This is a genomic window from Streptomyces sp. NPDC090022 (assembly GCF_044748145.1).
Taxonomy (GTDB): Bacteria; Actinomycetota; Actinomycetes; order Streptomycetales; family Streptomycetaceae; genus Streptomyces.
This window is the reverse complement of record NZ_JBIVFN010000011.1, coordinates 41224-60796: the sequence shown is the minus strand read 5'-3', so window position 1 is coordinate 60796 and position 19573 is coordinate 41224. Positions and strand designations below refer to the sequence as shown.

General features: G+C 70.4%; 24 protein-coding genes. 17 read left to right on the top strand and 7 right to left on the bottom strand.

Going from position 1 to position 19573, the window contains the following annotated elements; genetic code table 11:
• Positions 1 to 302: 302 nt before the first annotated feature.
• Positions 303 to 980: a response regulator transcription factor gene (locus ACIPXB_RS20655; protein WP_389473172.1), complete on the top strand. Its 678-nt coding sequence runs from the start codon at positions 303 to 305 to the stop codon at positions 978 to 980.
• 16 nt (positions 981 to 996) lie between these two features.
• A complete protein-coding gene (locus tag ACIPXB_RS20650) occupies positions 997 to 2265 on the top strand; it encodes an ATP-binding protein (RefSeq protein ID WP_401451884.1) in 1269 nt (422 codons plus the stop codon).
• An 11-nt stretch (positions 2266 to 2276) separates the two neighbouring features.
• Here the strand turns inward: ACIPXB_RS20650 and ACIPXB_RS20645 are convergent, their stop codons facing one another.
• A complete protein-coding gene (locus tag ACIPXB_RS20645) occupies positions 2277 to 2810 on the bottom strand; it encodes a GtrA family protein (protein ID WP_401451881.1) in 534 nt (177 codons plus the stop codon).
• A 240-nt stretch (positions 2811 to 3050) separates the two neighbouring features.
• On the opposite strand from ACIPXB_RS20645, the gene ACIPXB_RS20640 reads away from it, so the two are divergent.
• The 4 genes from ACIPXB_RS20640 to ACIPXB_RS20625 all read left to right on the top strand — a co-directional run bounded on the left by ACIPXB_RS20640 (position 3051) and on the right by ACIPXB_RS20625 (position 7247).
• Positions 3051 to 4190, top strand: a complete 1140-nt coding sequence (locus ACIPXB_RS20640; RefSeq protein WP_401451878.1) for a 5-(carboxyamino)imidazole ribonucleotide synthase — start codon at positions 3051 to 3053, stop codon at positions 4188 to 4190.
• A gap of 80 nt (positions 4191 to 4270) precedes the next feature.
• A complete protein-coding gene (purE, locus tag ACIPXB_RS20635) occupies positions 4271 to 4747 on the top strand; it encodes a 5-(carboxyamino)imidazole ribonucleotide mutase (RefSeq protein ID WP_401452153.1) in 477 nt (158 codons plus the stop codon).
• Positions 4744 to 5952 carry a dipeptidase gene (locus tag ACIPXB_RS20630; RefSeq protein WP_401451875.1) on the top strand — a complete coding sequence of 403 codons (1209 nt, stop codon included), beginning with the start codon at positions 4744 to 4746 and terminating at the stop codon, positions 5950 to 5952. The genes purE and ACIPXB_RS20630 overlap by 4 nt, the downstream gene beginning before the upstream one ends.
• A 254-nt stretch (positions 5953 to 6206) precedes the next feature.
• The gene (locus ACIPXB_RS20625) at positions 6207 to 7247 is read left to right on the top strand and encodes a membrane dipeptidase (RefSeq protein ID WP_401451872.1); all 1041 of its coding nucleotides are present in this window, start codon (positions 6207 to 6209) and stop codon (positions 7245 to 7247) included.
• Between the two features lie 280 nt (positions 7248 to 7527).
• On the opposite strand, the gene ACIPXB_RS20620 is transcribed toward ACIPXB_RS20625, so the two are convergent.
• Positions 7528 to 8040: an ATP-binding protein gene (locus ACIPXB_RS20620; RefSeq protein WP_401451869.1), complete on the bottom strand. Its 513-nt coding sequence runs from the start codon at positions 8038 to 8040 to the stop codon at positions 7528 to 7530.
• 190 nt (positions 8041 to 8230) lie between these two features.
• Here ACIPXB_RS20620 and ACIPXB_RS20615 point away from each other — a divergent pair, with 190 nt between their 5' ends.
• From ACIPXB_RS20615 to ACIPXB_RS20575, 9 genes are all read left to right on the top strand, one after another.
• Positions 8231 to 9082, top strand: a complete 852-nt coding sequence (locus ACIPXB_RS20615) for a helix-turn-helix domain-containing protein (protein WP_401451866.1) — start codon at positions 8231 to 8233, stop codon at positions 9080 to 9082.
• An 8-nt stretch (positions 9083 to 9090) separates the two neighbouring features.
• Positions 9091 to 9282 carry a hypothetical protein gene (locus tag ACIPXB_RS20610; RefSeq protein ID WP_401451863.1) on the top strand — a complete coding sequence of 64 codons (192 nt, stop codon included), beginning with the start codon at positions 9091 to 9093 and terminating at the stop codon, positions 9280 to 9282.
• A gap of 10 nt (positions 9283 to 9292) precedes the next feature.
• On the top strand, positions 9293 to 9484 hold the full coding sequence (locus ACIPXB_RS20605; protein ID WP_401451860.1) for a hypothetical protein: 192 nt from the start codon (positions 9293 to 9295) through the stop codon (positions 9482 to 9484).
• A 288-nt stretch (positions 9485 to 9772) separates the two neighbouring features.
• Complete coding sequence (locus ACIPXB_RS20600) at positions 9773 to 9919, top strand: hypothetical protein (protein ID WP_401451857.1); 147 nt, start codon at positions 9773 to 9775, stop codon at positions 9917 to 9919.
• 121 nt (positions 9920 to 10040) lie between these two features.
• Positions 10041 to 10880, top strand: coding sequence for a hypothetical protein (locus ACIPXB_RS20595; RefSeq protein ID WP_401451855.1), 840 nt, complete (start codon positions 10041 to 10043; stop codon positions 10878 to 10880).
• A gap of 286 nt (positions 10881 to 11166) precedes the next feature.
• The gene (locus tag ACIPXB_RS20590) at positions 11167 to 11421 is read left to right on the top strand and encodes a hypothetical protein (protein WP_401451852.1); all 255 of its coding nucleotides are present in this window, start codon (positions 11167 to 11169) and stop codon (positions 11419 to 11421) included.
• 382 nt (positions 11422 to 11803) lie between these two features.
• On the top strand, positions 11804 to 12655 hold the full coding sequence (locus tag ACIPXB_RS20585) for a helix-turn-helix domain-containing protein (RefSeq protein WP_401451850.1): 852 nt from the start codon (positions 11804 to 11806) through the stop codon (positions 12653 to 12655).
• Positions 12656 to 12765: 110 nt separating this feature from the next.
• The gene (locus ACIPXB_RS20580) at positions 12766 to 13398 is read left to right on the top strand and encodes a hypothetical protein (RefSeq protein ID WP_401451848.1); all 633 of its coding nucleotides are present in this window, start codon (positions 12766 to 12768) and stop codon (positions 13396 to 13398) included.
• A 206-nt stretch (positions 13399 to 13604) separates the two neighbouring features.
• Positions 13605 to 14474 (top strand): hypothetical protein, encoded by an 870-nt coding sequence (locus tag ACIPXB_RS20575; protein WP_401451846.1) that lies wholly within the window; start codon positions 13605 to 13607, stop codon positions 14472 to 14474.
• Between the two features lie 4 nt (positions 14475 to 14478).
• Here the strand turns inward: ACIPXB_RS20575 and ACIPXB_RS20570 are convergent, their stop codons facing one another.
• On the bottom strand, positions 14479 to 15819 hold the full coding sequence (locus ACIPXB_RS20570; RefSeq protein ID WP_401451844.1) for a UDP-glucose dehydrogenase family protein: 1341 nt from the start codon (positions 15817 to 15819) through the stop codon (positions 14479 to 14481).
• Between the two features lie 260 nt (positions 15820 to 16079).
• Here ACIPXB_RS20570 and ACIPXB_RS20565 point away from each other — a divergent pair, with 260 nt between their 5' ends.
• Positions 16080 to 17186, top strand: coding sequence for an acyl-CoA dehydrogenase family protein (locus tag ACIPXB_RS20565; RefSeq protein ID WP_401452151.1), 1107 nt, complete (start codon positions 16080 to 16082; stop codon positions 17184 to 17186).
• 262 nt (positions 17187 to 17448) lie between these two features.
• On the top strand, positions 17449 to 17949 hold the full coding sequence (locus ACIPXB_RS20560; protein WP_401451841.1) for a hypothetical protein: 501 nt from the start codon (positions 17449 to 17451) through the stop codon (positions 17947 to 17949).
• 75 nt (positions 17950 to 18024) lie between these two features.
• Here ACIPXB_RS20560 and ACIPXB_RS20555 read toward each other — a convergent pair whose 3' ends face one another.
• The 4 genes from ACIPXB_RS20555 to ACIPXB_RS20540 form a co-directional block, all read right to left on the bottom strand.
• Positions 18025 to 18456 carry a hypothetical protein gene (locus tag ACIPXB_RS20555; protein ID WP_401451839.1) on the bottom strand — a complete coding sequence of 144 codons (432 nt, stop codon included), beginning with the start codon at positions 18454 to 18456 and terminating at the stop codon, positions 18025 to 18027.
• A 73-nt stretch (positions 18457 to 18529) separates the two neighbouring features.
• The gene (locus tag ACIPXB_RS20550) at positions 18530 to 18961 is read right to left on the bottom strand and encodes a hypothetical protein (protein WP_401452149.1); all 432 of its coding nucleotides are present in this window, start codon (positions 18959 to 18961) and stop codon (positions 18530 to 18532) included.
• A gap of 165 nt (positions 18962 to 19126) precedes the next feature.
• A complete protein-coding gene (locus ACIPXB_RS20545; protein ID WP_401451837.1) occupies positions 19127 to 19348 on the bottom strand; it encodes a hypothetical protein in 222 nt (73 codons plus the stop codon).
• Positions 19348 to 19512: a hypothetical protein gene (locus tag ACIPXB_RS20540; RefSeq protein ID WP_401451835.1), complete on the bottom strand. Its 165-nt coding sequence runs from the start codon at positions 19510 to 19512 to the stop codon at positions 19348 to 19350. Before ACIPXB_RS20540 ends, ACIPXB_RS20545 begins: the two co-directional genes overlap by 1 nt.
• Positions 19513 to 19573 lie beyond the last annotated feature (61 nt).

The following is a 19573-nucleotide window of genomic DNA, read 5'->3' as shown; positions in this document are numbered from 1 at the left end:
CCCGCGGCACGCTTCGTCGCGCGCCAAGGCCCGGCCCACAGGTCATTCACTTTCACGTTGTGAGCAGCAAAACGAGATCTTTACGCGAATTTACGCAGAAAGATCCCTTGATTACTGCATCGAACGCCTCGCCACCATACGACACGACACTGCGGCATATGAAAGGACTTGAGAGATGGATCACAGGTGAACGTGGAACCGCGTGGGCATATTCAAAGGCCGTCAAGAGGCCATAAGCCCAGATCGCCAGGGCTGTGCGACCTCACCCCTGCCGCGAGCCACGTCGGACTACCATCACCCACATGACGCGTGTACTGCTCGCCGAGGACGACGCATCCATCTCGGAACCCCTGGCCCGCGCCCTGCGCCGGGAGGGGTACGAGGTCGAGGTCCGCGAGGACGGCCCCACCGCGCTGGACGCGGGACTGCAGGGCGGCGTCGATCTTGTCGTCCTGGACCTCGGCCTGCCCGGCATGGACGGCCTGGAGGTCGCCCGCCGGCTGCGCGCCGAGGGCCACGGCTTCCCCATCCTGGTGCTCACCGCCCGCGCCGACGAGGTGGACACCGTCGTCGGGCTGGACGCCGGCGCCGACGACTACGTGACCAAGCCCTTCCGCCTCGCCGAGCTGCTCGCCCGGGTCCGGGCCCTGCTCCGGCGCGGCGCCGCCGAGCCCGTCCAGCCGCCCGCCACCCACGGGGTGCGCATCGACGTCGAGTCGCACCGCGCCTGGATGGGGGAGGAGGAGCTCCAGCTCACGGCGAAGGAGTTCGACCTGCTGCGGGTCCTGGTCCGCGACGCCGGCCGGGTCGTCACCCGCGACCAGCTGATGCGCGAGGTCTGGGACACCACCTGGTGGTCCTCCACCAAGACCCTCGACATGCACATCTCCTGGCTGCGCAAGAAGCTCGGCGACGACGCGGCGAACCCCCGCTACATCGCCACCGTCCGCGGTGTCGGCTTCCGCTTCGAGAAGAGCTGAGAGCACCAGCCCAGCCATGCGCCGCCGCCTGATCAACTCCACGCTCGCCGTGGTGCTCGTCGTGATCGCCGTCTTCGGCGTCTCCCTCGTCATCGTGGAGACCCGGACGATCACCAGCAGCGCCCAGGACCGGATCGAGTCCGAGGCCCTGCGCCTGCTGGGCATGGTCGAGGCCAACGTCCTGGAGCGGGAGCCGGTGGACGCCGAGGCGCTCGCCGAGCAGCTGGACGCCGGCCGCCACGCCCGCATCCAGGTCCCCGGGCAGGCGTCCGTCGAGATCGGCGCACCGGTCGGCGACGGCGTCCTGCGGGGCACCGCCCGCGGCGAGCACGGCGAGACCGTCACCGTGGAGGAGTCCCGTTCCACCGTCACCAAGGAGGTCGGCCGCACCCTGGCCGTGGTCGGCGCGGTCGCGCTGCTGGCCGTCATCGCGGCCGTGCTGCTCGCCGTACGCCAGGCCAACCGGCTGGCGTCCCCGCTGACCGACCTCGCCGAGACCGCCGAGCGGCTGGGCTCCGGCGACCCGCGGCCGCGGCACAAGCGGTACGGGGTCCCCGAGCTCGACCGGGTGGCCGACGTACTGGACTCCAGCGCCGAGCGGATCGGGCGGATGCTGACCGCCGAGCGCCGGCTGGCCGCGGACGCCTCCCACCAGCTGCGCACGCCCCTCACGGCGCTGTCGATGCGGCTGGAGGAGATCACGGTCACGGACGACCTGGAGACCGTACGGGAGGAGGCGACGATCGCCCTGACCCAGGTCGAGCGGCTCACGGACGTGGTCCAGCGGCTGCTGACGAACTCCCGGGACCCCCGGACGGGGTCCGCGGTCCCCTTCGACCTCGACGAGGTCGTCAAGCAGCAGGTGGAGGAGTGGCGCCCGGCCTACCGCAGCGCCGGGCGGGCGATCGTGCGCTCGGGCAAGCACGGGATGCGCGCGGTGGGCACGCCCGGCGCGGTCTCGCAGGTGCTGGCCACCCTGATCGAGAACTCGCTCATGCACGGGGGCGGCACGGTCGCTCTGCGTACGCGCGTCACCGGCAACCAGGCGGTCATCGAGGTCACCGACGAGGGGCCGGGCGTCCCGGCCGACCTCGGCAACCGGATCTTCGAGCGGGCCATCAGCGGCCGCAACTCCACGGGCATCGGCCTGGCCGTCGCCCGGGACCTCGCGGAGGCGGACGGCGGGCGGCTGGAGCTGCTCCAGGCGCAGCCGCCGGTCTTCGCGCTGTTCCTCAGCCGTACGGCGCCGGAGGCACCGCAGGACGCGTCGCGGCCGGTGCGCTAGCGGCGGGTGCGCTAGCGGACCGGTTGGGCCGTACGGGTGACGGGGGCGGGGTCGGGGGCGGGGTCGGGGGCGGGGTCCGGCTCGGGCTCAAGCTCCGGTTCGGGTTCCGGGAGGGTGCGGAAGACCCACGTCCGGTAGGACCAGAAGCGGAAGACGGTGGCGACACCGATGCCCAGGAACTTGAACACGTTGTTCTGCAGCGGGCCGTCCCAGCCGAACCCGTACGTCGCCGCGTAGAGCACCCCGCTCTCGATGACCATCCCGACCAGGCTGAACAGCACGAACAGGGTCAGCTCACGGCTGCGCCCGCGGCGGTCGCGGTCACGGTAGGTGAAGTAGCGGAACCCTATGTAGTTCGTGACGATGGCCACGGCGATGGCTATCGCACTCGCGCGTACGACCGCCAGGTCGGTGGTGTGGCGCAGCAGGTTGAAGACGCCGAAGTTGACCACCACGCCCAGACCGCCGACGGCGCCGAACTTGAGGACCTCCCGCGCGACGGGGCGGAGGCGCTCGACCAGCGTCGCTGCTCTCGGCGTACTCACGTGATGGCCAGTCCCTGTCGGTCGTCGGGTGCCGGGCGCCGTGGGCGCCGACCGGACCATGCTAAGTGTCCGCCCGATGGAACGTGTGTGCCTTGTGACACTCGTGCGGCCCACGGTCCACGGATCGCGACCACCCGGCGGCCCTCCCGGCGGCCGTCCCGGCGGGCCGCCGGCCGCCCTCCCGGCAGGCCGCGCCGGGCCTGGTCCGGATGGCCGAATACCGGCGGATACCCTGGTGGAGTGACGTTCCCGGTAGTCGGCATGGTCGGCGGCGGACAGCTCGCCCGCATGACCCACGAGGCGGGCATCCCCCTCGGCATCAGATTCAAGATCCTCAGTGACACCCCACAGGACTCGGCGGCCCAGGTCGTGAGCGATGTCGTCATCGGCGACTATCGCGATCTGGAGACGTTGCGCGCCTTCGCGCGCGGCTGCGACGTGATCACCTTCGATCACGAGCACGTACCCACCGAACACCTCCGGGCCCTGGAAGCGGACGGCATCCCCGTCCGCCCGGGGCCCGACGCGTTGGTGCACGCCCAGGACAAGGGGGTGATGCGCGCCAGACTCGACGAGATCGGCGCGCCCAGCCCCCGCCACCGGATCGTGAGCGATCCGGACGACGTGGTGGCGTTCGCGGCGGAGGTGGGCGGCTTCCCCGTCATCCTCAAGACCGTGCGCGGCGGCTACGACGGCAAGGGCGTGTGGTTCGTGCGGACGGCCGGCGACGCCGAGGCGCCGTTCAAGGCGGGTGTCCCCGTGCTCGCCGAGGAGAAGGTGGAGTACGTCCGCGAGCTCGCGGCGAACATCGTCCGCTCCCCGCACGGCCAGGCCGTGGCGTACCCGGTCGTGGAGTCCATCCAGGTCGACGGCGTCTGCGACACCGTCATCGCGCCCGCGCCGAACCTCTCCGAGGAGCTGGCGGGCGAGGCCCAGACGCTGGCCCTGCGCATCGCCAAGGAGCTCGGGGTGACGGGTCACCTGGCCGTCGAGCTGTTCGAGACCACCGACGGCCGCATCCTGGTCAACGAGCTCGCCATGCGCCCGCACAACTCGGGCCACTGGACCCAGGACGGCGCGGTCACCTCGCAGTTCGCCAACCACGTCCGGGCCGTCCTGGACCTGCCGCTGGGCGACCCGCGCCCTCGGGCCCGCTGGACGGTCATGGCCAACGTGCTGGGCGGGGACTACCCCGACATGTACGCGGCGTACCTGCACTGCATGGCGCACGACCCGCAGGTGAAGATCCACATGTACGGCAAGGACGTGAAACACGGCCGCAAGGTCGGCCACGTCAACACCTACGGCGATGACCTGGACGATGTGCTGGAGCGCGCACGTCACGCGGCCGGCTACCTCAGAGGAACGATCACCGAATGAGCACCTCCAGCTCCACCTCCACCTCCACCGTCGGCACCGGCACCGGGGGCTCCCCCGAGGCTCCCGTCGTCGGCATCGTCATGGGCTCGGACTCGGACTGGCCGGTCATGGAGGCCGCGGCCCAGGCCCTGGACGAGTTCGAGATCCCCTACGAGGTCGACGTCGTCTCCGCGCACCGGATGCCGCGCGAGATGATCGCGTACGGCGAGGCGGCCGCGGGCCGCGGCCTGAAGGCGGTCATCGCCGGCGCGGGCGGCGCCGCCCACCTGCCCGGCATGCTCGCCTCGGTCACCCCGCTGCCGGTCATCGGCGTCCCGGTCCCGCTGCGGTACCTCGACGGCATGGACTCGCTGCTGTCGATCGTCCAGATGCCGGCCGGGGTGCCGGTGGCCACGGTCTCGGTCGGCGGCGCGCGCAATGCCGGGCTGCTGGCGGCGCGGATCCTGGCGACGCAGGACGCGGACCTGATGGCCCGGATGGTCGAGTTCCAGCAGGAGCTCAACGACCAGGCCACGGAGAAGGGCAAGCGGCTGCGGACGAAGGTGGCCCAGGGATGAGGCCTGCCGTGAGCGGTGCGGACGCGGCCGGCGACCGGCTCGACGAGGCCCGGGCGCTGCTCGCGGAGCACCCGGTCGTCGACGGGCACAACGACCTGCCGTGGGCGCTGCGCAAGCAGGTCCGCTACGACCTGGAGCAGCGCGACATCGCGGCCGACCAGTCGGCGTTCCTGCACACCGACATCCCCCGGCTGCGGGCGGGCGGCGTCGGCGCGCAGTTCTGGTCGGTGTACGTCACCGCGGAACTCGCGGGCGACGACGCGGTCAGCGCCACGCTGGAGCAGGTGGACGCGGTCGGCCAGCTGATCGACCGTTATCCCGGGGATCTGGTACGGGCGCTGACGGCCGACGACATGGAGGCCGCCCGGGCCTCCGGCCGGATCGCCTCCCTGATGGGCGCCGAGGGCGGCCACTCCATCAACAACTCCCTCGCCACCCTGCGCGCCCTGCACACGCTGGGCGTGCGGTACCTGACGCTCACCCACAACTTCAACGTGGACTGGGCGGACTCGGCGACGGACGAACCGCGGCACGGGGGTCTGACGGACTTCGGCCGCGAGGTCGTCCGCGAGATGAACCGCATCGGCATGCTGGTGGACCTCTCGCACGTGGCGGCCACGACCATGCGGGACGCCCTCGACGCCTCCGAGGCGCCGGTGATCTTCTCGCACTCGTCGGCGCTGGCGGTCTGCGACCACCCGCGCAACATCCCCGACGACGTGCTGGGACGGCTGCCGGCCAACGGCGGCGTGGCGATGGCGACGTTCGTGCCGAAGTTCATCCTCCAGGAAGCGGTGGAGTGGACGCAGGCGGCGGACGAGAACCTGCGCGCGCACGGCCTGCACCACCTGGACACCGGGCCGGAGGCGATGGCCCTGCACCGCGCCTTCGAGGCGGGCCGGCCGCGGCCGGTGGCGACGGCGGCCACGGTGGCGGACCACCTGGACCACATGCGCGAGGTCGCGGGCGTGGACCACATCGGCATCGGCGGCGACTACGACGGCACGGCCTTCACGCCGGCCGGCCTGGACGACGTGGCGGGCTACCCGAACCTGGTCGCGGAGCTGCTCGGGCGCGGCTGGTCGCGCACGGACCTGGCCAAGCTGACGTGGTCGAACGCGGTCCGGGTGCTGCGGGACGCGGAGGCGGTCGCGGCGCGGCTGTCGGACGAGCGCGGGCCGTCGAACGCGGTGCTGGCGCCGTAAGAGCGGTGAGGGCGGGTCCGGACGGAGGGTTCGGACGGAGGGTTCGGACGGAGGGTTCGGACGGAAGAGGGGGCGGCCCGGGCGGGCCGCCCCCTCTTCGTTGCGCGACGTGGCGTCCGCGTGGTGCGACCCGGCGTCCGCCACCCGAATGCCACACCCGCCGAGAACCCCCGCGCCCCGCATGACACCGTGGCAACAGCTTTCCGCTTTCTCGTTTCCCTGCTGCTTCTGCCGCCGAGACCGGAGCGAATGCCATGGCTGACCTGCAGGATGAATCCGAGGACGGCCTCCCCGCCGTGGGAGTGCCCGACGTCCCCGGCCCCGTCGTGACCGGCGCCCTGGAGCGGGCCGCCGCGCTGCTGGCCGAGCATCCCGTCGCGGACGGGTGCAACACCCTTGCCTGGACGCTGCGTCAGATGCCGTACCACGACACGGACACCGACCTTCCGCGGTTGCGGGCGGGTGCCGTGGGCGCCCAGTTCTGGTCGCTGCTGACGTCGTCCGTGGGCGACCGGGTGGTGGCCGACACCCTGGAACAGATCGACCTCGCGCACGAGATGATCGGGCGCTATCCCGACGAGATGCGGCTGGCGCTGAACGCCGACGACATGGCGGACGCGCGCAACCGCGGGCGTATCGCGTCGTTCCTGGGGCCCGTGCACGGGGCGTGTGTGACCGACGGGCTCGGTACGTTGCGCGCGTTCCACGCGCTGGGTGTACGCAGTCTCGCCCCGGCCGGTGCGGCCTGGGCGCAGGAAGGCCTGACGGCCTTCGGGCACGAGGTGATCCGGGAGATGAACCGGCTGGCGATGCTGGTCGACCTCACCGGGTGCCGGCCGGAGGTGGCGTGTCAGATCGCCGGTGCGTCGCGGGCGCCCGTGGTGATCTCGCACACGGCTGCGGCGGCGCTGACCCCGCATCCGGCGAACGTTCCGGACGAGGTCCTCGTCGCCCTGCGGGCGGCCAACGGGCTGGTGATGGTGACGTTCGCCGCCGACCAGACCGGTGACTCGCTCCACGCGGTCGCCGATCACCTGGACCATGTCCGTTCGGTGGCGGGTCCCCAGTGTGTGGGGCTGGGCGCGGCCTTCGGGGCCGACTCGGGCAACGGGAACTCGGGCAACGGGCATCCGGCGGGTCTGACCGATCCCTCGGGCTACCCCCGTCTGGTCGCGGAACTCCTGGAGCGCGGCTGGCCGGAGGCGGACCTGGCGATGCTGGCGTGGGACAACGCACAGCGGGTGCTGCGCGACGCGGAGTTCACGTCGAGGGCGGCGAACCACCGCAAGGCGTGACGCCGCGGTACGTCGTACGCCGTATGCCGTACGTCGCCCGCCCGGCCCTACGGGGTCGGGCGGGCGGTGGTGCGTGCGGGCAGAGACGTATGTCTCCGCTGGCCGGGGGTGCAGGGGCGGCGGTGTCTGCCCGCCAGCCAACAGCCTGTCGGGCAGGCACCGAAGGAGTGGCAGGGGGAGGGGTCCAGCGGCACCGAGGGGGAGTCGCGTCGGCCCTCGTCCGGGCAGGCTCGTCACCACGGCCCGGGTCCCGGGGCGGAGCCCCCTCGGCCGGGGCGCCTCAGATCGCTACGCGCTCCGGCCGTCCGGCGGCCTGCGGGCTCGCGGGGCTGGTGGGGCTGGTGGGGAGCCTGGCCCAGCTCCGGGTGCCGCCGCCGGGTTCCCGGGCGGGGCCGAAGCCCCAGTCGCCCCGGCAGTCCTTGACGAGTGCGGCGAGGACGCGGAGGTGCGAGCGGCGGCGGGCCTCGCAGAGGGCGGCGAGGCGGGGCTGGGTGTGGGGGGTGTGGGAGTCGTAGACGATCACGCGGAGGGAGTCGTCGCGGTAGCGGAGGCTGAGGTAAAGGTCCTCGCCGGGGCTGTGGTGCCAGCCGGCTGCCATCAGTTCGGCGGTGACCTGCTGGGTCAGGGGGATGAGCGGGGTCAGGTGGTGGGTGCGGAGCACGGTCCTGACCGCGTCACGGGCTACACCCGCGCTGTACGGCTGGCCGGGGAGGGTGAGGCTGTAGCTGAGGGTGTACGGGGAGGGTGGCGTGGGGGAGGTGGGCGGGGTTCCGCAGACCGTGAGGGACGACATCGCTGACTCCTTGCGGTGGGGGAGGCGTGGCCTGTCGGCACGTTCGGGCATGGGGTGCCGATGCGCTTCAACTCCGGTGGGTGAACACTTCGGTACACACTGTAGGGGTGGAGGGCTCAATTGCACCCTCGAGAACGAGAAATTCCCCCCAGCGTGGTCAGGTCGGTGCCCGAGCCGCCAGACTGCACGCATGACAGCGAGGACCTCTCCCACGGAGCGACAGCGGCGTGTGGGCGCGGAGTTGAAGAGCATGCGCGTCGCGGCTGCGGTCTCTGCGGAATCAGCCGCAGGCTTGCTGGGCGTCAGTCGATCGCAGCTTTCGGCGATCGAGCAGGGGCTGAGAGCGATTAGCGCGAGTCGGCTGCGCACGTTGGCCTGCCACTGCGACTGTGCCGACCAGGACTACATCGATGGGCTGGCCGCCATGGCTTCGTCGGCGCAGCGGGGTTGGTGGGAGCGGTATCGGGGAGCGCTGAGCTCTGCGATGCTCGACATCGCAGAGCTGGAGGCCCATGCAACTCGTATGCGGTACGCCAACTCCGTACACATGCCCGGCCTCTTGCAGACCAGCGATCACGCTCTCGCTGTCTTCCGGCTCGCCGTTCCGCAGCTTCCCGAGCAGGAGGTCGCATTGCGCCTCGCGCACCGCATGGAGCGGCAGCAAGTGCTTGATGGCCCGGCAGCCCCAGCCTACGTAGGAGTGGTTCACGAGGCTGCCCTTCGCATGCAGTTCGGCGGGCGGAAGGTCACCCGGACGCAACTGGACCACCTGCTCTTCATGTCCGAGCGTGACAACGTCGAGGTGCGCGTCCTGCCCTTCGAGGCAGGCGGGGTTCCTGGAGCGGGCCAGACCGTGAACTACCTGGAGGGTTCCGTGCCTCGCCTCGATACCGTGCAGATCGACAGCGCGCACGGGCCTGATTTCCTGCATGCCGAAAGCCAGTTGGCGAAGTACCGTGCGCTTCTGGACTGGATGGAGCGCCTCAGTTTGCCCGTGGACGCGTCACGGGACTTCATTCACCGCATCGCACGCGAGATCTGAGGGGACCGATGGCAGACATCACGTGGGAAGACGCCTTCTGCGCTGAAGGCGCGAGCTGCTACCGCTTCGGGACCGATGAGCTGGGCAACAGTTACATCACCGTCGCCGGGCAGGAGGACGTCTACCTCACGGACAGTGGGGACGCCCTCCGCGCCCTGATCCGCGACATCAAGGCAGGCAAGGCCGACCACTTGTTGTGAGGGGAAACCGATGGCAGACATCACCTGGGAAGACGCCTTCTGCGGCGAGGGCAACAACTGCTACCGCTTCGGGACCGATGAGCTGGGCAACAGTTACATCGCCGTCGCCGGGCGGGAAGACGTCTACCTCAGCGACAGCGCGGACGCGCTCCGCACGCTGATCCGGGACATCAAGGCCGGCAAGGCCGACCACCTGCTTTGAGGGGCGGTCGCGGAACGTTCGTCGTATGTGCAGAACCGATAAGAAACCCGGTCAACACATGCCCGTTCCGCCATCCTCACCTGCATGGAGCACACCTTCCCCGGCGTCCCGAGCGTTGGGTGGACTATGACAACAGCAAACCACTCGGCAATGTTTCCGCGGCGTCCCGAAGACGACGGACACCACGCCCGCGCAGGGGCCACGAGGGTGGGGAAGTGGACGTATACGCCGGTCTCGAAGGACTGGGCCCCGGACGGGAACGCGACGCTGCACGCTGAGGGGCGGGACGTGGACCTTCACTACTCGTCCTCGGTTTTCGAGGACTTCCTGGAGGTGATGAGCGCGATCCAGAGCGATTTCGTCCGACGGTCCCAGGAGATGGCCGCGGTCAAGCCGTCCCCCGGCGAGCTCTCCGGGCGGCCCTCCCTTGTATGAGCAGTACGGCCCTCACGAGGCGAACGGTTTCCACGTCCGACCGGAAGCCCCCGCATTCTGGCCGGGTGCCGGCACCAACTCCGGTACGGGCACGGGCACGGGCATCTATACCGGCCCGGGCGTGAGCGCCCATAGCGGTCCGGGGGCGGGGCCGGACACCGAACAGCTCGCAGCCCTCAGGCAGCCGTTCCCCGGGCTGGGCGAGGTGAACTCCGCGTGGGATCCGGCGGAGGAGCTCGCCTGCCTCCTTCAGGAAGCCAGGGGAGCGGGGCAGCCGGAGCCACCCGGCCGGATCGGGTTCGCCGACAACTGCGACCCGGCCGCCGCCGGGCTGCCCCAGGGCACCCTCAAGGGGCCGCGCCCGGAAGCCTCCCACGGGCACCGGCGGGTTCCGCCGAAGGCCCCGGTGATGACCCTGTTCCGGACGAGCAGCCTCTTCTCCGCCCTGCTGGTCGCCGTCATCGCCGCCGTGGTGAGCATCTTCAGTGGTCTGGCCATCTCCGACGCCCTGCGCCACAGCGCCGGACCGCGCACCGCGCACGACGTGGTCAACGGGTGGCCCCTGCTGATCTACGGCCCCTGGATGGTCGCCTCCCTGTCGATCCTCCGGGCCGCCCTACACCAACGCCGCGCCATCCATTCCTGGGCCATCGTCCTTCTGTTCTCCACCCTCGCCACCCTTCTCTGCGTGGCTCAGGCGCCCCGGACGTTCGCCGCGCTGGCGGCAGCCACCCTGCCTCCCATCGCGGCCCTGGCCTGCTTCCAGCAACTCGTCCGCCAGATCACACTCACACGACCACCCCGCCATCCCGTCCCGCGCCATCGCAACCGGACGATCCCCCCGCTCCGGCACCCGGCCACGCCTAGCGGCCCGGGTACCCCGCTTCCCGACTACCCGGTGGTGGATCAGAAGGCCGCCGGGCATTCCGTCTCCGGCTACAGATTCCGCTACGGGTCATGAGGGGGCCGTGCGGTTCTGCCCGGGCAGCAGCCGGGCACCCGTTGCCGCGCGGCAGTCGAGCGTCACTGACTTCTCGGACACCTCGGTCCCTTCCCGGATTTCCACGAGCGTGGTCACTTGCATCTCAGGAACGAAGATCGAAACCGATAGGTCACGGTCTCAGTCCTACGGGTTTGCCGCGCTGAACAGCCACAACCCGGGCATCGCCGACCGAACCGTGCCCGACCGACCTGATCGGCGCCGCGCTTCAGCGCTCCGTTGCCCCGTCCATGGAGAGAAACACGTCATGCTGCACGATCTCGCCCGCGCCGAGCGGATCCGGTACGAGCGGCGCCAGGCCGCCGCGTACCAGGCCGGCGAGGAAGCCGCCGCACACCTCAGGGCCGCCCTGGCCCTCGCCGGCCTGGTCCTTCCCTCCCTCGGCAACGACGGACCGGTGGGCTGCCGTGGCCTGGTCCGGCTCGGGGGGTGCAGCACGGACCTCGCCCACCGGCTCGCAGACGTCATCGCCGCCGGCGCCCACGCCCTGCAGGAGCGGTAACGGTGAAGAGGCGCAGCGCAGCCTCCTTACCGCAAGTGACGCACTCGCGGAGGTTCTTGCATGAATGAGTGGCGGCACCTGTCCCGGGTCCCGAAGGTGCCCAGCACGACACTCGACCCCTACCGGTTCCCAGGGATACGGGGCTGTCCGGACGCGGAGGAACCGGACGCCCGGGCCCCCCGCGACCCGTGGATCGCCAGTGCCCCCGGCTCCTTCCTCGCCTCATGGCTGCGAACCCCGCCACCGGGTTAGTCCGAACAGGTGGTGCTCGTGGTGCAGATGCGTCATGTCACAGGCCGGGTATGGAGAATGCCTTCTGCCGATGTCGGCCGTGGGGTGCGGGGGGCCTGCGTGAGGTCCTTGAGCTGGAGGTGCACCGCCCGTGACGGCGAACGGAAGTCCCACGGTCAGAAGGCGCCGCCTCGGCGCGGAGCTTCGCCGGCTCCGCCGGGCAGCGGGAATGACGTCCGTGCAGGTGGCGAAGCACCTGCTCGTGTCACAGTCCAAGATCAGCCTCATCGAGACCGGTCGCCGCCCCATCAATCCGCGTGATGTGCGCGATCTGTGCCGGCTCTACGGAGTCACCGAGCGGGAGTTGGTCGACTCGCTGATGCGCATGGCGAAGGAATCGGCCCGGCAGGGCTGGTGGGTCGCCTGCGGCGATGTCCCCTACGGCGTGTACATCGGGCTGGAGACAGAGGCCGCCGCCATCCACTCCTACGAGCCGCTGGTGGTTCCCGGCCTGCTGCAGAGCCGTGCCTACGCCGCGGCCGTCATCGCGGGATCGGTCCCGTGCACCCCGACCGATCAGGCCGCAGTCCGTCTCGAGGTGCGGTTACGGCGCCAGCACCGCGCGCATCACCCCGCCCGGCCACTGCGCTTATGGGTCGTCCTGGACGAATCCGTACTGCACCGCATCGTCGGCGACCGCGAGGTCATGCGTGAGCAACTGGAGCACCTGAACACCCTCGGTGCACAGCCGCACATCACCGTTCAGATGCTCCCGCACAGCGCCGGCGCCCATCCCGGGGCCGCAGGCCAGTTCTCCATCCTCACGTTTCCCGATACCGACGCGGGAGTGGTCTATCTGGAGCGCTTCACCGGGGATCTCTACCTGGAGAAACCTTCCGACCGGCGCCAGTACCACATCATGTACGACCACCTTCAGGCGCAAGCCCTCAACCCCCACGACACACGCCACTTCATCAACGACATGATCAAGACGTACACCTGACGGACCCGAGCCCCGGATGAAACCTCAGCCCGTCGCAGGTCGCGCGGCGGGGGACCTCTACAGTGCGGGGCGGATCGCCTGGTCCGCTCGATTCTGGGGGGCTCCTCGATATGTTCACACGCCGTGTCCTTGTCCCGGTGGCCGCCGGCTGCCTGCTGCTCGCCGGTTGTACGGGCGGTCCGGCCGACGACCCGTCCTCGGGGACGGCGGCTGCCGTTCCGGACACCGCGCGGTTGCGGAAGATGGTGCTGCAGCCGGGCGGGGCCGGCGAGGTCCGGGACGTGCACCCGGCCGAGCTGCGGCCCGTCGGTGAGGGGGAAACCCCGTGCGCCACCATGTGGGCCCTGCTCGGCCAGCGGGGTGCCCAGGCCGCGATCACCCAGGCCCTCCCCTCGGACGAGCCCGGGCAGCCGCAGATGACCTTCCTCGCGGCCCATGCGGATGCGGAGGCGACCTTCGCGCGGCTGCGCTCGGCCCTCGAGGCCTGCCCCACGGACAGCTCCGACGGCGACAAGGCGACCGTGCGGTACGAGGAGCTCGACGGGGCGGGGTTCCCCGAGGACGCGATCCGGATCCGGATCACCGTTCACAGCGCGCCCGCCAAGATCCTCGACCGCATCGTGGTCCGGGTCGGTGCGTGCATCGTCGACATGGTGGGGACGGGGAGGGAGCCGTACCCCCGCCTCGGCGAGCAGCCCGTTCTGCGGCAGATCGAGCGGCTCAAGGCCGGGCAGGGGCTCTGACCCTTCGCTTACGGTCGGGTCGGATGCCGCGATGACCGGGTGGAAGGCGCTCGCCCAGTGGGGACTGCCGCAGACTGGAGCCCCGCTCGCTGTCTGACGCGTCCGGGCTCCCGCCAGCGCGGGCCCCGGTCTGTGAAGCGGCGTAGCGTGGTGCGTAGCGCGCGCCGTGGCCACGTGGTCGAAATCCGTGGCAAGGAGGACGAAGGATGAGGTGCAGACGTTTCTCGGCGCTCATCGCCCCCGTACTGGTCTCCTCGATCGCCGTCGTTCCGTCCGTCGCCGCGCACCCGGCGTCCGCCGCCGTGCCTGCCGGTGGGGCATGTGCGCTCGCGGAGGGCGGGGCCGAGGGGAAGTACGACCTGTCGGGCGAGGGGTTCAGCGGACTGAAGTCGGTCACCGTGAAGGCGAAGGGCTTCAACAGGAGCGTGCCCGTCGTGGAAGGGAGCTTCGACGTCACGGGGCTGGGCTACGGCCAGTACTCCGTGCACACGGGCAAGGGCAGGCCGGTGCAGTGCTCCAAGCCGGCCGGGGCCGGGGACGGGAAGACCGACCCGCGGACGCCCGAGGGGCAGTACGCCGCCGGCTACAAGGCCGCCTTCGAGGCGGTCAGGAAGTCCTGCGAGGTCAAACCGCCCGCGCCCGGGTTGACGGCGGTCGATCCGAATTTCGAGAAGGGGCACGCGAAGGGGGCCGAGGACGCCCTGAAGGCGTTCTGCAAGGGAGGCCAGAACGAGGGGACGACGCAGCCGGCGGAGGTTGCGACCGTCACGGCGTCCGCCTCGCCCAGTACCGGGTCGGTGAAGTGCGAACCCTTCGCCACGATCACGACCGTGGGAACGATCACCTCCACCAAGGCGGGACGGGTCATCTACCGATGGGTCCGCAGTGACAAGGCGCAGGGGCAGGCGGAGACCCTCACCTTCGACGGACCGGAGACCAAGACGGTCACCACCGCGTGGCAGCGCGGTCCGCACCCGGCCGGGACCGTCGTCGAAGGATGGGAACAGATCGAGATCCTCAATCCCAACATCCTTCAGAAGTCGAACCAGGCGACGTTCAAGCTGACCTGCTCCTGACCGGTCAGGCCTTCGGGCGGCCCATCGCGCGGTACGTCCAGCCCGCCGCGCGCCAGGCGTCGGGGTCGAGGGCGTTGCGGCCGTCCAGGATCAGGCGGTCCGCGACGGCCTTGCCCAGCGTGGCCGGGTCCAGCTCACGGAACTCGCGCCATTCCGTCAGGTGCAGGACCACGTCCGCGCCCTCGACCGCCTCCGTCGCCGACTCGGCGTACGTCAGGGTGGGGAAGACGCGGCGGGCGTTGGCCATGCCCTTGGGGTCGTAGACGGTCACCTGGCCGCCCTGGAGGTGGATCTGGCCGGCGACGTTGAGCGCCGGGGAGTCGCGTACGTCGTCCGAGTCGGGCTTGAACGTGGCGCCGAGGACGGCGACGCGCTTGCCGAGGAAGGAGCCGCCGACGGCTTCGCGGGCCAGCTCGACCATGTGGCCGCGGCGGCGCATGTTGATCGAGTCGACCTCGCGCAGGAAGGTGAGGGCCTGGTCCGCGCCCAGCTCGCCCGCGCGGGCCATGAAGGCCCGGATGTCCTTGGGTAGGCAGCCGCCGCCGAAGCCGATCCCGGCCCGCAGGAACTTCGCGCCGATCCGCTCGTCGTAGCCGATGGCCTCCGCGAGCTTGACCACGTCGCCGCCCGCCGCCTCGCACACCTCGGCCATGGCGTTGATGAAGGAGATCTTGGTGGCGAGGAAGGAGTTCGCGGCGGTCTTGACCAGCTCGGCGGTCGGGAAGTCGGTCACGACGAGGGGGGAGCCCTCGGCCATCGGGGTCGCGTACACCTCGCGCAGCAGCTTCTCGGCGCGCTCGCCGCGTACGCCGATCACGATCCGGTCGGGGCGCAGGGTGTCCTGGACGGCGAAGCCCTCGCGCAGGAACTCGGGGTTCCAGGCCAGCTCCACCTCCGGGCCCGCCGGGGCGGCCGCGGCCAGGCGCCCGGCCAGCCGGTCCGCCGAGCCCACCGGGACGGTGGACTTGCCGACCACCAGGGCCGGGCGGGTCAGGTGCGGGGCGAGCGAGTCGATCGCCGCGTCGACGTAGCTCATGTCGCAGGCGTACTCGCCGTGCTTCTGCGGCGTGTTCACGCAGACGAAGTGGACGTCGCCGAAGGCGCCGACCTCCTCCCACGACGTGGTGAAGCGCAGCCGGCCCGTGGAGCCCGGCAGGCCCGCGACGTGCGCGGCCAGGAGGTCCTCCAGGCCCGGCTCGTACATCGGGACGCGGCCCGCGGCCAGCATCTCGATCTTCTCCGGGACGATGTCCAGGCCGAGCACTTCGAAGCCCAGCTCGGCCATGGCGGCGGCGTGGGTGGCGCCGAGATAGCCGGTGCCGATCACGGTGATCCTGAGGGCCATGGGTGCTCCAAACGTGCGGCGGGCCGTTGTGCGGCCACCGAGCATAGTCGCGCCCGGGTGGGGGGACGTTCCCTGATGTCCCGGTACGGGGTCCCGTACGCGTTCGCGGCCTGTCGCGCAGGTCACGTATCCCTGCCGGGGGCCTGACACTAAGCTTTGGGTTACTTAACGGTAGTTAGCGTCACCCTGGGGAGTGAGAAACCTTGGCGGGTTCTGCGAAGTCGGAGTTCGACCTGTTCCGCCCGGCCGAGGAGCACGACATGCTCCGCGAGTCCGTCCGTGCGCTCTGCGAGGCCAAGATCGCCCCGTTCGCCGCCGCGGTGGACGAGGAGGCCCGCTTCCCGCAGGAGGCGCTCGACGCGCTGGTCGCGGGCGACCTGCACGCCGTCCACGTACCCGAGAGCTACGGCGGCGCCGGCGCCGACGCGCTCGCCACCGTGATCGTGATCGAGGAGGTGGCCCGCGTCTGCGCCTCCTCCTCCCTGATCCCGGCCGTCAACAAGCTGGGCTCCCTGCCCGTGATCCTCTCCGGCTCCGAGGAGCTGAAGAAGAAGTACCTGGGGCCGCTCGCCAAGGGCGAGGGGATGTTCTCGTACTGCCTCTCCGAGCCGGACGCCGGCTCCGACGCCGCCGGCATGAAGACCCGCGCCGTGCGCGACGGGGACTTCTGGGTGCTCAACGGCGTCAAGCGCTGGATCACCAACGCGGGCGTCTCCGAGTACTACACGGTCATGGCCGTGACCGACCCCGAGAAGCGCTCCAAGGGCATCTCCGCGTTCGTCGTGGAGAAGGGCGACGAGGGCGTGTCCTTCGGCGCGCCCGAGAAGAAGCTCGGCATCAAGGGCTCCCCGACCCGCGAGGTCTACCTCGACAACGTCCGCATCCCCGCGGACCGCATGATCGGCGCCGAGGGCACCGGCTTCGCCACCGCCATGAAGACCCTGGACCACACCCGCATCACCATCGCGGCCCAGGCGCTCGGCATCGCGCAGGGCGCGCTGGACTACGCCAAGGGCTACGTCCAGGAGCGCAAGCAGTTCGGCAAGCCGATCGGCGACTTCCAGGGCGTGCAGTTCATGCTCGCGGACATGGCCATGAAGATCTCCGCCGCCCGCGCCCTGACCTACCAGGCCGCGGCCGCCTCCGAGCGCGGCGACGCCGACCTCACCTACCTGGGCGCGGCCGCCAAGTGCTTCGCCTCGGACATCGCGATGGAGGTCACCACGGACGCCGTCCAGCTGCTCGGCGGCTACGGCTACACCCGTGACTACCCGGTCGAGCGCATGATGCGCGACGCCAAGATCACGCAGATTTATGAAGGAACGAACCAGGTTCAGCGGATCGTGATGGCGAGGAACCTGCCGTAGCAGGGTTTTCCGCAGGTCAGCCGCCATCTGGGATGATCGGAGCGGCGGTCGGCTTCCGGTCCGTTCGGGCCCGTTCCGGGCCCTTCCTGGGCGTCATGCTGGGGAAATCCTGGGCGGAACCTGGGCTGCAAAACGGTGCTGAGCTGCACAAACGACAAGGCCCCCGGCGTGATGCCGGGGGCCTTCCGTATGGGCTGGGTCAGGCGACTTCGCCGTGTTCATCGAGCGGACAGCAGAGCAGACACTCAGGGTCGCGGCCTGCTTGGCAGCGTCCGAGTGCTCCGAGACCGTCACGGAAGAGATCCTGTCGGCTGCCTTCACCCTGGTTCGCCGCTCCGTCCAGGACGCGGTACGGATCACCAAGGGAGCCGACGCCCCGAGGGCCAAGCGGCAGCCGCTCAGCCTCTCCGACAAGGTCCGGGCCCGCATCGAACTGCACGGCGGACGCGCCACCTCCTCCCAGGTCCTCCCGTACGTGGGGGCCACCGCCGAAGAGGTCAAGGCACTGCCCGGAATCGTCGTCACCGTGGAACGGTCCGGCAAGACCGGCCGACCGGCCACAGTTTTCACGCTCCGCGGTGACAGCTTCCGTCACCCGGAGCCGGAGCCGGAGCCGGCCAGCGCGGAGCGTGAGGAGAACCGTGCCACAGTGGTTCGCCTGGACTCCTACCGCCCGACCCCGAAGCCCGTTCCTGCGGACATGCCGGTGAAGCGACCCGCCGCCCCGCTTTCCGATTCCAACCCGTTCCGCGCACTGCTCTGAACCTCCCAACAAACCAAGCAAGCCCCGGCCGATCGGCCGGGGCTTCTTTCGTTGGTTCGACTACTCCCACCTGAACTACGCCCGGTAGAGCGAAGGGCGCTCGGCTACCTGGTCAGGGCTGAGACCGTCCACGGTCAGGTTGCCGGTCCACAGATGATCTCGATTGGCGTAGGTGGCTTCGAAGCTGACGCGCTTCCCACCGGGCTCCAGCTTCCAGCCCTGGTCAGGGAACTGCGCGATGCGGTCGCTTCCGCAGACGAACGCCCGGGTCGCCTGGATCAGAATCCACTGTGCGAGTTCGGTTTCCTTGGCTGCGGGCCTGCCGCAGGAACGGGCCATCTGCCACAGCCGTGGCCACTCGACACCGGGGGTCAGGGGGCCGATCACGGCCACGTCCCCGATCCGTCGTTCGTCGAGATGGTGGGTGGCGTAGCCGAAGACCGTGCCGAACATCGCGAATACCGTGACCCGACTTCGTTCGGTCAGGCCCTCGTCATTGCTGCTCATCTTTGGAACCCTTGGCTGTGGCGGTCCGGGCGCCTTAGCCACGCCCGGACCGCTTCCGTTCAGTGAGAGTGGATCAGCAGCCGTCGCCGTCACCGCAGCACGCGGGCGGGTTGCAGTCCTTTGCCGCACCCCACAGCCGCTCGTCCACGTGGAACCCGGCGGCCCTGACACGGTCCACCACGGAACCGATGAGAGGGCGGGTGCGGACGGTGGCCTTGGGTTCGTGGCCGAGGAAGAACCCGAACTGCTCGTCGCACCAGGCGGCGTACGCCTGGGTGTGGAGCAGGAACGAGTGCCATCCGGGGTCCACGGCGTCGGACGGGGTCATGTCGAACGCGCGGGTGTCGCCCATGACCTTGAGGAAGGCAAGGGCCTGGTCCACGATCCGGCGGGCGGTGGACAACTCGTGTCCGTACTCCTCCGCGCAGAACTCCGACACCTTCTCGAACAGCTCGGGACTGACGAGGTCCCGCCCGTGCCGTAAGGCGACGGGGGATTCCAGCATGGTCGTCACAGCGAGATTTCCTCTCTCTCGACGGTTGGGGGCTGGTTACGCGGCGGGCGGCGGCGGGAACTTCTCGCCGCCGTCCTTTTCTCCGGGGTCGGTCATCGCTTCACCTCCTCTCGGTGCGTGAGCCGGCCGAGGGCCCGCCCCCGCAAGGGGCGGGAGTCAGAAGGGGGCGGTGGGCAGGCGAAGAGCTTCGGCGATCTGCTCAACCACACTTGCCGGGAGCTTGCCGAAGTCCACGTATGCCCCTCCGTTGTGGGTCACCGTGGGTCGAAGGCTGTTCCACACCGTCTCGGGAACGCCGAGGGCGGTCAGGGCGGCGCGTATGGACTCCGAAGCGTTGTCGGCTCGGTCCCAAGAGTCCCGCCACGTCTGCATGTCCATCAGTGACCGGTCCTGTGCATCCGCAGCAGGACGTTGCAGTCGGCCACCGTCGTGCCGTCGCCTTCGAGTCCCGCCGCCTTCCGGAGCTGGCCCAGGCGCGTGCACTCGGCGCATCCCGGCACGGGGCGGGGCCGGGGCCGTTCCAGCCGCACCGGCAGTTCCACCGGCTTTTCCTGCCACCGATTCGGTTCCGTCTTCATCGCGCCGCGCCCTCCCGATCGCCTC

Bases quoted from the DNA above. Each gene is read 5' to 3' on its own strand.
- ACIPXB_RS20655 (WP_389473172.1), top strand. From the start codon at position 303: ATGACGCGTGTACTGCTCGCCGAGGACGACGCATCCATCTCGGAACCC.
- ACIPXB_RS20650 (WP_401451884.1), top strand. From the start codon at position 997: ATGCGCCGCCGCCTGATCAACTCCACGCTCGCCGTGGTGCTCGTCGTG.
- purE (WP_401452153.1), top strand. From the start codon at position 4,271: ATGGGCTCGGACTCGGACTGGCCGGTCATGGAGGCCGCGGCCCAGGCC.
- ACIPXB_RS20630 (WP_401451875.1), top strand. From the start codon at position 4,744: ATGAGGCCTGCCGTGAGCGGTGCGGACGCGGCCGGCGACCGGCTCGAC.
- ACIPXB_RS20625 (WP_401451872.1), top strand. From the start codon at position 6,207: ATGGCTGACCTGCAGGATGAATCCGAGGACGGCCTCCCCGCCGTGGGA.
- ACIPXB_RS20620 (WP_401451869.1), bottom strand. From the start codon at position 8,040: ATGTCGTCCCTCACGGTCTGCGGAACCCCGCCCACCTCCCCCACGCCA.
- ACIPXB_RS20615 (WP_401451866.1), top strand. From the start codon at position 8,231: ATGACAGCGAGGACCTCTCCCACGGAGCGACAGCGGCGTGTGGGCGCG.
- ACIPXB_RS20610 (WP_401451863.1), top strand. From the start codon at position 9,091: ATGGCAGACATCACGTGGGAAGACGCCTTCTGCGCTGAAGGCGCGAGC.
- ACIPXB_RS20605 (WP_401451860.1), top strand. From the start codon at position 9,293: ATGGCAGACATCACCTGGGAAGACGCCTTCTGCGGCGAGGGCAACAAC.
- ACIPXB_RS20590 (WP_401451852.1), top strand. From the start codon at position 11,167: ATGCTGCACGATCTCGCCCGCGCCGAGCGGATCCGGTACGAGCGGCGC.
- ACIPXB_RS20580 (WP_401451848.1), top strand. From the start codon at position 12,766: ATGTTCACACGCCGTGTCCTTGTCCCGGTGGCCGCCGGCTGCCTGCTG.
- ACIPXB_RS20575 (WP_401451846.1), top strand. From the start codon at position 13,605: ATGAGGTGCAGACGTTTCTCGGCGCTCATCGCCCCCGTACTGGTCTCC.
- ACIPXB_RS20570 (WP_401451844.1), bottom strand. From the start codon at position 15,819: ATGGCCCTCAGGATCACCGTGATCGGCACCGGCTATCTCGGCGCCACC.
- ACIPXB_RS20565 (WP_401452151.1), top strand. From the start codon at position 16,080: ATGCTCCGCGAGTCCGTCCGTGCGCTCTGCGAGGCCAAGATCGCCCCG.
- ACIPXB_RS20555 (WP_401451839.1), bottom strand. From the start codon at position 18,456: ATGAGCAGCAATGACGAGGGCCTGACCGAACGAAGTCGGGTCACGGTA.
- ACIPXB_RS20550 (WP_401452149.1), bottom strand. From the start codon at position 18,961: ATGCTGGAATCCCCCGTCGCCTTACGGCACGGGCGGGACCTCGTCAGT.
- ACIPXB_RS20545 (WP_401451837.1), bottom strand. From the start codon at position 19,348: ATGGACATGCAGACGTGGCGGGACTCTTGGGACCGAGCCGACAACGCT.